Source organism: Streptomyces albidochromogenes (genome assembly GCF_005981925.1).
Lineage (GTDB): Bacteria > Actinomycetota > Actinomycetes > Streptomycetales > Streptomycetaceae > Streptomyces > Streptomyces albidochromogenes.
Map to the genome: position 1 here is coordinate 18,441 of NZ_VBVX01000045.1, position 11,746 is coordinate 30,186.

The 11,746-nt window shown below is 66.9% G+C and carries 21 protein-coding genes and 2 pseudogenes; 2 read left to right on the forward strand and 21 right to left on the reverse strand.

What is annotated here, in order from left to right; all coding sequences use genetic code 11:
* Nucleotide 1: 1 nt before the first annotated feature.
* The 20 genes from rpmD to rpsJ all read right to left on the reverse strand — a co-directional run bounded on the left by rpmD (nt 2) and on the right by rpsJ (nt 9,257).
* Nucleotides 2–184 carry a 50S ribosomal protein L30 gene (gene rpmD / locus E2E34_RS09010; RefSeq protein WP_028812361.1) on the reverse strand — a complete coding sequence of 61 codons (183 nt, stop codon included), beginning with the start codon at nt 182–184 and terminating at the stop codon, nt 2–4.
* Nucleotides 184–786, reverse strand: a complete 603-nt coding sequence (gene rpsE / locus E2E34_RS09015; RefSeq protein WP_028812362.1) for a 30S ribosomal protein S5 — start codon at nt 784–786, stop codon at nt 184–186. Before rpsE ends, rpmD begins: the two co-directional genes overlap by 1 nt.
* A gap of 46 nt (nt 787–832) precedes the next feature.
* Complete coding sequence (gene rplR / locus E2E34_RS09020; protein WP_028812363.1) at nt 833–1,216, reverse strand: 50S ribosomal protein L18; 384 nt, start codon at nt 1,214–1,216, stop codon at nt 833–835.
* A gap of 3 nt (nt 1,217–1,219) precedes the next feature.
* Complete coding sequence (rplF, locus tag E2E34_RS09025; protein ID WP_138894201.1) at nt 1,220–1,759, reverse strand: 50S ribosomal protein L6; 540 nt, start codon at nt 1,757–1,759, stop codon at nt 1,220–1,222.
* Between the two features lie 21 nt (nt 1,760–1,780).
* A complete protein-coding gene (rpsH, locus tag E2E34_RS09030) occupies nt 1,781–2,179 on the reverse strand; it encodes a 30S ribosomal protein S8 (protein ID WP_028812365.1) in 399 nt (132 codons plus the stop codon).
* A gap of 222 nt (nt 2,180–2,401) precedes the next feature.
* A complete protein-coding gene (locus tag E2E34_RS09040; protein ID WP_004571834.1) occupies nt 2,402–2,587 on the reverse strand; it encodes a type Z 30S ribosomal protein S14 in 186 nt (61 codons plus the stop codon).
* 2 nt (nt 2,588–2,589) lie between these two features.
* Complete coding sequence (rplE, locus tag E2E34_RS09045) at nt 2,590–3,147, reverse strand: 50S ribosomal protein L5 (RefSeq protein WP_028812366.1); 558 nt, start codon at nt 3,145–3,147, stop codon at nt 2,590–2,592.
* Nucleotides 3,147–3,470 carry a 50S ribosomal protein L24 gene (gene rplX, locus E2E34_RS09050; protein WP_028812367.1) on the reverse strand — a complete coding sequence of 108 codons (324 nt, stop codon included), beginning with the start codon at nt 3,468–3,470 and terminating at the stop codon, nt 3,147–3,149. The genes rplE and rplX overlap by 1 nt, the downstream gene beginning before the upstream one ends.
* A gap of 2 nt (nt 3,471–3,472) precedes the next feature.
* A complete protein-coding gene (gene rplN, locus E2E34_RS09055; protein ID WP_003966950.1) occupies nt 3,473–3,841 on the reverse strand; it encodes a 50S ribosomal protein L14 in 369 nt (122 codons plus the stop codon).
* 130 nt (nt 3,842–3,971) lie between these two features.
* Nucleotides 3,972–4,256, reverse strand: a complete 285-nt coding sequence (gene rpsQ / locus E2E34_RS09060) for a 30S ribosomal protein S17 (RefSeq protein WP_028812368.1) — start codon at nt 4,254–4,256, stop codon at nt 3,972–3,974.
* Entirely contained in the window at nt 4,256–4,480 is a 225-nt protein-coding gene (gene rpmC / locus E2E34_RS09065) for a 50S ribosomal protein L29 (protein ID WP_028812369.1), read from the reverse strand. Before rpmC ends, rpsQ begins: the two co-directional genes overlap by 1 nt.
* On the reverse strand, nt 4,480–4,899 hold the full coding sequence (gene rplP / locus E2E34_RS09070) for a 50S ribosomal protein L16 (RefSeq protein ID WP_028812370.1): 420 nt from the start codon (nt 4,897–4,899) through the stop codon (nt 4,480–4,482). Before rplP ends, rpmC begins: the two co-directional genes overlap by 1 nt.
* Before the next feature lie 5 nt (nt 4,900–4,904).
* Nucleotides 4,905–5,750 carry a 30S ribosomal protein S3 gene (rpsC, locus tag E2E34_RS09075; protein ID WP_028812371.1) on the reverse strand — a complete coding sequence of 282 codons (846 nt, stop codon included), beginning with the start codon at nt 5,748–5,750 and terminating at the stop codon, nt 4,905–4,907.
* Nucleotides 5,750–6,097, reverse strand: coding sequence for a 50S ribosomal protein L22 (rplV, locus tag E2E34_RS09080; RefSeq protein ID WP_028812372.1), 348 nt, complete (start codon nt 6,095–6,097; stop codon nt 5,750–5,752). Before rplV ends, rpsC begins: the two co-directional genes overlap by 1 nt.
* Nucleotides 6,098–6,138: 41 nt before the next feature.
* Nucleotides 6,139–6,420, reverse strand: coding sequence for a 30S ribosomal protein S19 (rpsS, locus tag E2E34_RS09085; protein WP_138894198.1), 282 nt, complete (start codon nt 6,418–6,420; stop codon nt 6,139–6,141).
* A gap of 12 nt (nt 6,421–6,432) precedes the next feature.
* The gene (rplB, locus tag E2E34_RS09090; RefSeq protein WP_138901389.1) at nt 6,433–7,269 is read right to left on the reverse strand and encodes a 50S ribosomal protein L2; all 837 of its coding nucleotides are present in this window, start codon (nt 7,267–7,269) and stop codon (nt 6,433–6,435) included.
* Between the two features lie 39 nt (nt 7,270–7,308).
* Nucleotides 7,309–7,632, reverse strand: coding sequence for a 50S ribosomal protein L23 (rplW, locus tag E2E34_RS09095; RefSeq protein ID WP_138901390.1), 324 nt, complete (start codon nt 7,630–7,632; stop codon nt 7,309–7,311).
* Nucleotides 7,632–8,285 (reverse strand): 50S ribosomal protein L4, encoded by a 654-nt coding sequence (gene rplD / locus E2E34_RS09100; protein WP_138901391.1) that lies wholly within the window; start codon nt 8,283–8,285, stop codon nt 7,632–7,634. The genes rplW and rplD overlap by 1 nt, the downstream gene beginning before the upstream one ends.
* A gap of 7 nt (nt 8,286–8,292) precedes the next feature.
* Entirely contained in the window at nt 8,293–8,937 is a 645-nt protein-coding gene (gene rplC / locus E2E34_RS09105; RefSeq protein WP_069927448.1) for a 50S ribosomal protein L3, read from the reverse strand.
* An 11-nt stretch (nt 8,938–8,948) separates the two neighbouring features.
* Nucleotides 8,949–9,257 (reverse strand): 30S ribosomal protein S10, encoded by a 309-nt coding sequence (gene rpsJ, locus E2E34_RS09110; RefSeq protein ID WP_003948644.1) that lies wholly within the window; start codon nt 9,255–9,257, stop codon nt 8,949–8,951.
* 514 nt (nt 9,258–9,771) lie between these two features.
* Here rpsJ and E2E34_RS09115 point away from each other — a divergent pair.
* Both E2E34_RS09115 and E2E34_RS36315 read left to right on the forward strand, forming a co-directional pair.
* A pseudogene (locus E2E34_RS09115) lies at nt 9,772–10,643 on the forward strand (hypothetical protein).
* A 96-nt stretch (nt 10,644–10,739) separates the two neighbouring features.
* Nucleotides 10,740–10,859: pseudogene (locus tag E2E34_RS36315) on the forward strand (Uma2 family endonuclease); the annotation flags it as partial.
* A 13-nt stretch (nt 10,860–10,872) separates the two neighbouring features.
* Here the strand turns inward: E2E34_RS36315 and E2E34_RS35350 are convergent.
* The gene (locus E2E34_RS35350) at nt 10,873–11,433 is read right to left on the reverse strand and encodes an excalibur calcium-binding protein (protein WP_167518251.1); all 561 of its coding nucleotides are present in this window, start codon (nt 11,431–11,433) and stop codon (nt 10,873–10,875) included.
* Nucleotides 11,434–11,746 lie beyond the last annotated feature (313 nt).

Here is an 11,746-nt window from a genome sequence, read left to right on the forward strand (position 1 = left end):
GTCAGTCGACCTCCTCAACCGTCACGAGGTGGCGGACGGTGTGAACCATTCCGCGGAACTCGGGGCGGTCCTCCTTGACAACCACGTCGTTCAGGCGCTTGAGCCCGAGCGAACGCAGGGTGTCGCGGTGGTTCTGCTTGCTGCCGATGTACGACTTCGTCTGCGTGATCTGGAGACGGGCCATTACGCACCCGCTCCCGCACGCGCACGGAGCAGGGCCGCGGGGGCCACGTCCTCGAGGGGCAGACCACGGCGAGCCGCGATCTCCTCGGGACGCTGCAGGCCCTTGAGGGCCGTCACAGTCGCGTGGACGATGTTGATGGGGTTCGACGAGCCGAGCGACTTCGACAGGATGTCGTGAACGCCGGCGCACTCGAGCACGGCACGCACCGGGCCACCGGCGATAACGCCGGTACCGGGGGAAGCCGGCTTGAGCAGGACGACGCCCGCAGCCTTCTCGCCCTGAATCGGGTGAGGGATGGTGCCCTGGATGCGCGGAACCTTGAAGAAGCTCTTCTTGGCCTCTTCAACGCCCTTGGCAATGGCCGCGGGAACTTCCTTGGCCTTGCCGTATCCGACGCCTACAGTGCCGTCACCGTCGCCCACCACGACCAGCGCGGTGAAGCTAAAGCGGCGACCACCCTTGACAACCTTGGCGACACGGTTGATCGCGACAACGCGCTCAACGTAAGCGGTCTTCTCGGCGGCAGCGCCACCGTCGCGACCCTTCCGGTCCCGCCGCTCGCCGCCACCGGCACCGCTTCCGCGGCGCTGGGGTCCAGCCATTGGATTTACCTCTCTCTGTTACGTCCGTTAGTCCCGGAACCGGGGCTTAGAACTTCAGCCCGGCTTCGCGGGCGGCGTCAGCCAGAGCGGCAATGCGCCCGGCGTACCTGTTGCCACCACGGTCGAACACGACGGCCTCGACGCCGGCAGCCTTGGCACGCTCGGCGACAAGCGCGCCGACCTGCTGGGCCTGGGCGCTCTTGTCGGCCTCGCCACCGCGGATCGAGGCGTCCAGGGTCGACGCCGACGCGAGCGTGTGGCCCGCGATGTCGTCGATGACCTGAGCAACGATGTTGCGGTTGGAGCGCGTCACGACCAGGCGAGGACGCTCCGGCGTACCGGAGACGTGCTTGCGGACGCGGATGTGGCGGCGCTTGATGGCAGCGCGCTTGTACGCGTCACCCTTGGCGATCTTTACACCGTATGCCATGGCTTACTTACCCGCCTTTCCAACCTTGCGGCGGATAACCTCGCCGGCGTACTTGACGCCCTTGGCCTTGTACGGGTCGGGCTTCCGCAGCTTGCGGATGTTAGCGGCGACCTCGCCGACCTTCTGCTTGTCGATGCCCTCGACGCTGAGCTTCGTGGGCGACTCGACCTTGAAGGTGATGCCCTCGGGGGCCTCAACGACGATCGGGTGGCTGTAGCCCAGGGCGAACTCCAGGTTGGAGCCCTTCGCCTGGACGCGGTAACCGACACCGCTGATCTCGAGCGCCTTGGTGTAACCCGTGGTCACGCCGGTGATCATGTTCGCCACCAGCGTGCGGGACAGGCCGTGGAGGGCCTTGTTCTGACGCTCGTCGTTCGGGCGGGTGACGCTGAGCACGCCGTCCTCACCCTTGGTGACCTCGATCGGCGCGGCGACGGTGTGCGTGAGGGAACCCTTGGGGCCCTTCACCGCGACCGTGCGGCCATCGATGGTGACGTCCACACCGGCGGGAACCTGGATGGGGAGCTTGCCGATTCGCGACATTAGCTTTTCCTCCGTTCCCGACTACCAGACGTAGGCGAGGACTTCCCCACCTACGCCCTTCTTGCCTGCCTGCTGGCCGGTCAGGAGACCGTGGGACGTGGAGATGATCGCCACGCCCAGGCCGCCGAGAACCTTCGGCAGGTTGGTGGACTTCGCGTACACGCGCAGACCCGGCTTCGAAATCCGCTTGATGCCCGCGATGGAGCGCTCACGGTTCGGGCCGAACTTCAGCTCGAGGACGAGGGACTTGCCGACCTCGGCGTCCTCGACCTTCCAGCCGGTGATGAAGCCCTCCTGCTGGAGGATCTCCGCGATGTGCGACTTGATCTTGCTGTGCGGCATAGCCACGGTGTCGTGGTACGCCGAGTTCGCGTTACGCAGACGAGTCAGCATGTCCGCGATCGGATCAGTCATGGTCATGAATTGGCCTTCGGCCTCTCTCGCCGGGGTTTCCTGTATGCGCCATCCCTCTCCCCACTCAGTGGCGGGACGGGTGCGGTGCGGGGACCTACGGCGTAGTAAGTCGGTCAGGGCGGCAGGCGCCCAACCCCGCAAGCCTACGGCATGCGGTGTCGGGCTCCTGCCGACCAGATACTTACCGAGAGCCTCTGGAAATCCGTACGCCCGAAGGGCAGTACTGGACTACCAGGAGCTCTTGGTCACGCCCGGCAGCTCGCCACGGTGAGCCATCTCACGAAGGCACACGCGGCACAGGCCGAACTTGCGGTAGACGGAGTGCGGCCGGCCGCAGCGCTGGCAACGCGTGTACGCGCGCACAGCGAACTTCGGCTTGCGGGCCGCCTTAGCGATCAGGGCCTTCTTCGCCACGGTCAGTTCTCCTTGAACGGGAAGCCGAGGTGACGAAGGAGGGCACGACCCTCGTCGTCGTTGGTCGCCGTGGTGACCACGGTGATGTCCATGCCCCGGACCCGGTCGATCTTGTCCTGGTCGATCTCGTGGAACATGACCTGCTCCGTGAGACCGAACGTGTAGTTGCCACGGCCGTCGAACTGCTTCGGCGACAGACCACGGAAGTCACGGATACGCGGCAGCGCGAGCGACAGCGTACGGTCCAGGAACTCCCACATGCGGTCACCGCGGAGGGTGACGTGGCAGCCGATCGGCTGACCCTCGCGCAGCTTGAACTGCGCGATGGACTTCCGGGCCTTGGTGACGGCCGGCTTCTGGCCGGTGATCGTGGTGAGGTCGCGAATCGCGCCGTCGATCAGCTTGGAGTCGCGGGCGGCGTCGCCCACACCCATGTTGACCACGATCTTGACGAGACCGGGGATCTGCATGACGTTCTCGTACGAGAACTCCTCACGCAGCTTGCCCGCGATCTCCTCGCGGTAGCGCAGCTTCAGACGCGGCGCGGTGGTGGTAGTCATCAGATGTCCTCACCAGTCCGCTTGGCAACGCGGATCTTGTTGCCCTCGTCGTCAAAGCGGTAGCCGACGCGAGTAACGACCTTCTTGCCGTCCTTCTCAACAACCAGCTGCACGTTGCTGACGTGGACCGGGGCCTCGGTCGTCACGATGCCACCGGTCTGCGAACCGCGAGCGGTCTGACCGGCCTTGGTGTGCTTCTTGACCCGGTTGACACCCTCGACGAGGACGCGGTTCTCGCGGGGGAAGGCCACGATGACCTTGCCCTGCTTGCCCTTGTCCTTACCGGTGATGACCTGAACCAGGTCGCCCTTCTTGATCTTCATGCTTACAGCACCTCCGGCGCGAGCGAGATGATCTTCATGAACTTCTTCTCGCGCAGCTCACGGCCCACCGGGCCGAAGATACGGGTGCCACGAGGGTCGCCGTCGTTCTTGAGAATGACAGCGGCGTTCTCGTCGAAGCGGATGTACGAGCCGTCCTGGCGGCGGCGCTCCTTGACGGTGCGAACGATGACAGCCTTGACGACGTCACCCTTCTTCACGTTGCCGCCGGGGATCGCGTCCTTGACGGTGGCGACGATGACGTCGCCGATGCCCGCGTAGCGGCGACCCGAGCCACCGAGAACACGGATGGTGAGAATTTCCTTCGCACCCGTGTTGTCGGCGACGCGCAGTCGCGACTCCTGCTGGATCACGTCTATCTCCTGATCGTCTGCCGGTTCCCGGCAGGGGCTTCATCGCTGAAGCCCCTGCCGAGCCTGGCGGAACTACTTAGAAGGAAACCCCTCTAAGGCGTGTCTATCGGAATTCCCTTGCGGGAATTGCCTACTTGGCCTTCTCGAGGATCTCGACGATGCGCCAGCGCTTGCTCGCCGACAGCGGACGCGTCTCCATGATGAGGACGCGGTCGCCGACGCCGGCGGCGTTGGACTCGTCGTGAGCCTTGAGCTTGTTCGTACGGCGGATGACCTTGCCGTACAGGGCGTGCTTGACGCGATCCTCGACAGCGACGACGACAGTCTTGTCCATCTTGTCGCTGACGACGAGACCCTCACGGGTCTTGCGGAATCCGCGCTGCTCAGTCGTCTCAGTCACATTCTTCTCGCTCATCAGGCGCTCTCCACCGTCTCGATGCCCAGCTCGCGCTCGCGCATCAGGGTGTAGATCCGGGCGATGTCCTTACGGACGGACTTGAGCCGGCCGTGGTTCTCGAGCTGTCCGGTCGCCGCCTGGAAGCGGAGGTTGAACAGTTCTTCCTTGGCCTCACGGAGCTTCGCGACGAGGTCCTCGTCGTTGAGCTCGCGCAGCTCGGTCGCCTTGGTACCGGCCGCCATCACGACTCACCTGCCTCGCGCCGAACAATCCGGCACTTCATCGGAAGCTTGTGAGCAGCGCGGGTGAGCGCCTCACGAGCAATCTTCTCGTTCGGGTAGGACAGCTCGAACATGACCCGGCCCGGGTGCACGTTCGCGATCCACCACTCGGGAGAACCCTTACCGGAACCCATGCGGGTCTCGGCAGGCTTCTTCGTCAGGGGGCGGTCCGGGTAGATGTTGATCCAGACCTTGCCGCCACGCTTGATGTGGCGGGTCATCGCGATACGAGCAGCCTCGATCTGGCGGTTCGTCACGTAGGCCGGGGTCAGCGCCTGGATGCCGTACTCGCCGAATGCGACCTCAGTGCCACCCTTCGCCATACCACGGCGCTTGGGGTGGTGCTGCTTGCGGTGCTTGACCCTACGAGGGATCAGCATTTCGGTCAGGCCTCCGTTCCGGTGCTCTCAGCCGGAGCAGCGGCGGCGGGAGCGTCGGCCTTGGGGGCCTCTGCTGCCGGTGCGCCCTGCTGCGGCTTGCGGCCGCGGCCGCCACGCTCGCCACCACGTCCGCCACGGCCACCGGCCGGACGGTCGGCCGCGCCGCCACCACGGGCCGGGCGGTTACCCGCACGGGCCGCGGCGTTCTCGGCACGGACCTCGGCGATGTTCTTGACGTCGCCCTTGTAGATCCAGACCTTCACGCCGATACGGCCGAAGGTGGTCTTGGCCTCGAAGAAGCCGTAGTCCACGTTCGCGCGCAGCGTGTGCAGCGGCACACGACCCTCGCGGTAGAACTCGGACCGGGACATCTCGGCGCCGCCGAGACGGCCACCACACTGGATCTTGATGCCCTTGGCGCCGGCCTTCATCGTGCCCTGCATGCTCTTACGCATGGCGCGACGGAAGGAGACGCGGGAGGAGAGCTGCTCGGCAACGGCCTGGGCGACCAGCTGAGCGTCCATCTCGGGGTTCTTGACCTCGAGGATGTTCAGCTGGACCTGCTTGCCCGTGAGCTTCTCGAGGTCGCCGCGGATGCGGTCGGCCTCGGCGCCACGGCGGCCGATGACGATGCCCGGACGAGCGGTGTGGATGTCCACACGCACGCGGTCACGGGTGCGCTCGATCTCAACCTTCGAGATGCCGGCGCGCTCCATGCCGGACGTCATCATCCGACGGATGGCGACGTCTTCCTTGACGTAGTCCTTGTACAGCTTGTCGGCGTACCAACGGGACTTGAAGTCCGTGGTGATGCCGAGCCGGAACCCGTGCGGGTTTACCTTCTGGCCCATTACCGGGAACCTTCCTTGCTGCTGACGACCACGGTGATGTGGCTGGTCCGCTTGCGGATCCGGTAGGCACGGCCCTGAGCGCGCGGACGGAACCGCTTCAGGGTCGGGCCCTCGTCGACGTACGCCTCGCTGATGACCAGCGAGGAGGCGTCCGTGTGGTCGTAGTTGTGCGCGGCGTTGGCAATGGCGCTGTCAAGCACCTTGCCGACCGGCACGCTGGCGGCCTGCGGGGCGAAACGCAGGACCGCCTGGGCCTCCGTGGCATCCATGCCACGGATAAGGTCCACCACGCGGCGGGCCTTCATGGGCGTGACGCGGATGTACCGCGCCTGGGCCCTGGCTTCCATGGTTGTCCCTTCGGTGTCGTTCATAGTCATCGCACCCCGCCTTAGCGGCGCTTCGACTTGCGGTCGTCCTTGACGTGGCCGCGGAAGGTGCGGGTCGGCGCAAACTCGCCGAGCTTGTGGCCGACCATCGACTCGGTGACGAACACCGGGACGTGAATCTTGCCGTTGTGCACCGCGATGGTGTGACCCAGCATGCTGGGAATGATCATCGAGCGCCGGGACCAGGTCTTGATGACGTTCTTGGTGCCTGCTTCGTTCTGTACGTCCACCTTCTTTACGAGGTGTCCGTCGACGAAGGGCCCCTTCTTGAGACTGCGCGGCATCTAAACCCGCTCCTAGCGCTTCTTGTTCGTCTTGCGGCGGCGGACGATGTACTTGCTCGATGCCTTCTTCGGCGAGCGAGTACGACCCTCCTTCTGACCCCACGGGCTGACCGGGTGGCGACCACCGGAAGTCTTGCCCTCACCACCACCGTGCGGGTGGTCAACCGGGTTCATCGCGACACCGCGGACGGTCGGGCGTACGCCCTTCCAGCGCATACGGCCGGCCTTGCCCCAGTTGATGTTCGACTGCTCGGCGTTGCCGACCTCACCGATCGTGGCGCGGCAGCGGGCGTCGACCAGCCGGATCTCACCGGACGGCATACGAAGGTGGGCCATCGTGCCCTCCTTCGCCAGCAGCTGCACGGAGGCACCCGCGGAACGGGCGAACTTCGCGCCGCCGCCGGGCCGCAGCTCGATGGCGTGGATGGTCGTACCGACCGGGATGTTGCGCAGCGCGAGGTTGTTGCCGGGCTTGATGTCGGCCGTGGGGCCGTTCTCAATCCGGTCACCCTGCGACAGGCCACGCGGTGCGATGATGTAGCGCTTCTCGCCGTCTGCGTAGTGCAGCAGCGCGATGCGCGCGGTGCGGTTCGGGTCGTACTCGATGTGAGCGACCTTCGCCGGCACGCCGTCCTTGTCGTGACGACGGAAGTCGATCACGCGGTAGGCACGCTTGTGTCCGCCACCCTGGTGGCGAACGGTGATCCGACCGGCGTTGTTACGGCCGCCCTTGCTGTGCAGGGGGCGGACCAGCGACTTCTCCGGCGTGGACCGCGTGATCTCGACAAAGTCGGCTACGGAGGAGCCACGGCGGCCCGGCGTAGTCGGCTTGTACTTGCGGATTCCCATTTCTCAGTCCTCGTCCGATTCCGGACGACTCGACCTCCGTCAGGAGGTCGGGCCGCCGAAGATGTCGATACGGTCGCCCTCGGCGAGGGTCACGATGGCGCGCTTGGTGTCGGCGCGCTTGCCGAAGCCGGTCTTGGTGCGCTTGCGCTTACCCTGCCGGTTGATCGTGTTGACCCCGGTGACCTTGACCCCGAAGACCGCCTGGACGGCCTGCTTGATCTGCGTCTTGTTGGAGCCGGGCGCGACGATGAACGTGTACTTGTTCTCGTCGAGCAGCGCGTAGCTCTTCTCGGAAACAACCGGCTTGACGAGGACGTCGCGCGGGTCCGTGAAGGTCTTGCTGGTTACGGTCGCCTCAGCCATCAGACGTCGCTCCCTTCGGTCTCATCGGCCTTGGTGGGGCCAGACACGAAAGACTCGAAAGCGGCCTTGGTGAAGACCACGTCGTCAGAGACGAGCACGTCGTACGTGTTCAGCTGGCCCGGCTCCAGGAGGTGCACCTGGGGCAGGTTGCGGGCGGACAGCCACGCGGCCTCGTCCGAGCGCTCGGCGACCAGGAGCACGTGCTTGCGCTCGCTGACCTTGCCCAGCAGGGACTTCGCGGCCTTCGTGGAAACCGCACCCTCGACCACGCCGGAGACGACGTGGATGCGAGCGTTGCGAGCCCGGTCGGTGAGGGCGCCACGCAGAGCGGCGGCCTTCATCTTCTTGGGCGTGCGCTGCGAGTAGTCACGCGGCTGCGGGCCGTGGACGACGCCACCGCCGGCGAACTGCGGGGCGCGGGTCGAACCCTGACGGGCGCGGCCGGTGCCCTTCTGGCGGTACGGCTTCTTGCCGCCACCACGGACTTCGCCGCGACGCTTGGTCTTGTGCGTGCCCTGACGGGCAGCGGCCAGCTGTGCGACAACGACCTGGTGGATCAGCGGGATGCTGACCTTGGCGTCGAAGATCTCCGCGGGGAGGTCGACGGTCCCGGCCTTGTCGCCTGCCGGCGTAAGGATGTCAATGGTGCTCATCGGTTCCTCAAACCCCCTTGGCCGCGGTGCGGACCAGGACGAGGCCACCGTTGGGGCCGGGGACGGCGCCCTTGATGAGCAGCAGACCCTTCTCGGCGTCAACGGCGTGGACGGTCAGGTTCTGGGTGGTGACCCGCTCGTTGCCCATACGACCCGCCATGCGCATGCCCTTGAAGACACGGCCGGGGGTGGCACAGCCACCGATGGAACCGGGCTTGCGGTGCACGCGGTGGGCACCGTGGGAAGCCTTGCCACCGGCGAAGTTGTGACGCTTCATGACACCGGCGAAGCCCTTGCCCTTGCTCTTGCCCGTGACGTCGACCTTGACGCCGGACTCGAACACCTCGGCAGTGATCTCCTGGCCGAGCGTGTACTCGCTGGCGTCGGAGGTACGGAGCTCCACCAGGTGGCGGCGCGGGGTCACGTCGGCCTTGGCGAAGTGGCCCTTGAGGGGCTTGTTCACCTTGCGAGGGTCGATCTCGCCGAAGGCGATCTGGACCGACTCGTAGCCGTCGGTGTCGTTCGTGCGGACCTGGGTCACGACATTCGGCCCGGCCTTGACGACGGTCACCGGGACGACCCGGTTGTTCTCGTCCCAGACCTGGGTCATGCCGAGCTTCTCGCCCAGGATTCCCTTAATCTGCTTAGCCATCTCCGCGCCCCTCAGAGCTTGATCTCGATGTCAACGCCGGCCGGAAGGTCCAGGCGCATCAGCGAGTCAACGGTCTTGGGGGTGGGGTCGAGGATGTCGATGAGGCGCTTGTGCGTGCGCATCTCGAAGTGCTCGCGAGAATCCTTGTACTTGTGCGGCGACTTGATGACGCAGTACACGTTCTTCTCTGTGGGCAGCGGCACCGGGCCCGCGACCGACGCACCAGTGCGAGTCACCGTCTCGACGATCTTCTTCGCCGAAGAGTCGATGACCTCGTGGTCGTAGGCCTTGAGCCGGATGCGGATCTTCTGTCCCGCCATGGCTACCTAGTAGTCCTGTTCTCTCGTAACGCTCTGGGACCCGGGGGCTGCCTGTGTCAGCACGGTTCTTCTCCGACCCACGCGGTCGGGCGTGTCGCATCCTCGCCAGTAAGAAATCCCGAAGGTTTTCCCTGCCAGGGGATGCGGTCCGCGACCGCGAGCCGGGGGGAGAACACCCACCGGGTGCCTGGTGTCAGCCCCGCTGACGCTTCCCGAAAGATTCCCGTACGTCCGCCCCAGCGCTGCCCGGAGGGGCAGTTAGGGCGACGAGTACTGTGGGACTCGCTTCCGGTCCTCCCGACGGGAGGCGCGCAGCATCGGCACTCAACCGAGCAACCCCGACAGTCTGCCATACGGGGCACAGCCCGCGCCAATCGGGCGCAAGAGATTACCCCGTGCGTGACGAACGTCAAACCGCGATGCCGCCCGGGCGCGCCGCACCCCTCTCCCCCTTGCGGGTGAAGGGCCCTCATTCGGCCGAGCGCGGGGCGGCGTGGCCATAGCGTCATATGCCATGGTCAGTTCCTCGCACGAGGCGATGCACCGGATCTTCCAGGAGGCTCCGGGCGTTTTCACCCGCACCTTCCGGACACTCGGGCTCCCTTTCGACGACCCCGTCGCCGTTTCCCTGCTCCCCACCGACCTCACCGAGAACAGTCCACTGGAACGCCGTGTGGACACGCTCCTGCGCTTCGACACCGCCGAAACAGCAGCTTCCTGCTGGCCGTCGAGGCCCAAGGCAAGAAGGACCCCGCCAAGCCTGCCAGCTGGGCGTACTACCTGGCTCACCTCAACGCCAAATACGGCGTCCCGGCGGTACTCCTCGTCGTGTGCCAGGACAAGAACACCGCGGCATGGGCCTCTGCACCGGTCGACATCGGCCCACCGCAGTGGCCCGCTCTGACCCTGCGCCCCCTGGTCCTCGGCCCGCACAACGTGCCGGCGATCAAGGATCCCGTCACGGCCGCCGCCGACATTCCTCTCGCCGCGTTCTCCGCGATCACACACGGGAAGGACCCGGATGCCGGTGCGATACTGAGAGCGCTGGCCGCCGCCTTGAAAACCGTGGACGAAGACGCCGCGAGCATCTTCATCGAACTCACCGAACAAGGCCTGGGCACCGCCCCGGCAGCTCAGATCTGGAGGGACCTGATGGCCGTCGACCTCTCCTTCTTCCGCTCGGAGACCGCGCAGCGCCTAAGGGGTGAGGGCCGGGCCGAGGGCCGGGCCGAGGACATCGTGCTGCTGCTGACCAAGCGAGGGATCGAGGTCCCCGAGGAAGCCCGCGACCGCATCACCGACTGCACCGACCTCGACACGCTCAGCGTCTGGTTCGACCGGGCCATCACCGCCACCTCGGCGCAGGAGCTGTTCAGCGAGGACTGACGGGACTTTGGCAACACAGCCCGAGCCCCTGTCCCGCGTACGGCTGGGGCCAGAGGTCCTTCGATCCCCGTACGCTCATCGCCGCCGTCGAGGAACGCGATCTTCGATCCGCGTACCGGATCGGGCGCCGTGCTCTCCGACATCCACTCGACGCCGGACGGCCCTCGCTACGCGACCCGGAAGGACTTCGTGTACGGCTGGCCCCGCTACCCATGAGCCCGGAGCGGCGTCACAGGCCCTTCGCCTGACGGCGGCGGCGGCGCGCGGCCACCATGCCCACCGTCAGAGCCGCCGCGGCGGCCGTGAGTCCGATGCCCAGGGCGGTCTCGGTGGCGTCGCTGCCGCCTTCCATGGTCCCGCCCTCGCCGCCCCTGACCCCGAGCGTGGGGGACGCGGTGGGCTGAACGGGTGCGGCGGTGGTGGCCGAAGCGGTGACGGTGGGGGTCGCCGGCGACGCCGTGGCCGTCGCCGTGGCGGCCGGTGTCGTGGGTGAGGCGGGGGCCGTCGCCGTCGTCGTGGTGGTGACGGTGACCGCCGGCCGGGGCGCGGTCGTGGCCGTGCCGATCTCGCCCCTGCTCGGCAGCGCCTCGCAGGCGATCTCGTCGTCGTCCCCGGGGTCCTCGTCGAGCCGGTACGGGTCGCTCCGGTCCCGGTCGAACTCCGCCTGCGCCTCCTCCTGATAGGTGAAGTCGCTGCAGTCGAGGTCGGGCTGCGCGTACGAGACGCCGGACAACGGGAGGGAGGCGGCGGCAGCCAGTACCACGGCTGTCGCGGCAGTACGAAGATTCATTTCTCGAACGTAAGCAGGGTGATCTGCCCCTGCCACTCGACCGCCGCGAGCCGCTGCGGCCAACTGGGTGCCCCGGCCGGGCAACCCCGGCGCCCCGGGCGTCGTCTACCCCCACGCGGCCCGGCCACGGGGGGCGGGCCGCGCCACCAGGGGACGGAGCGCGGGGCCGTGGGCAGCACGAACGAGGGCCGCCCCGTGCGCCCGGACGACGTACGCGACCGGCCCGGGCCCCGCCCCGCGCGGCGTGCGGTGCTGACCTCCACGGCCGCTCTCGCCGTCGGGCTGGGCCTCGCCTCGTGCTCCGTGCCCGCCC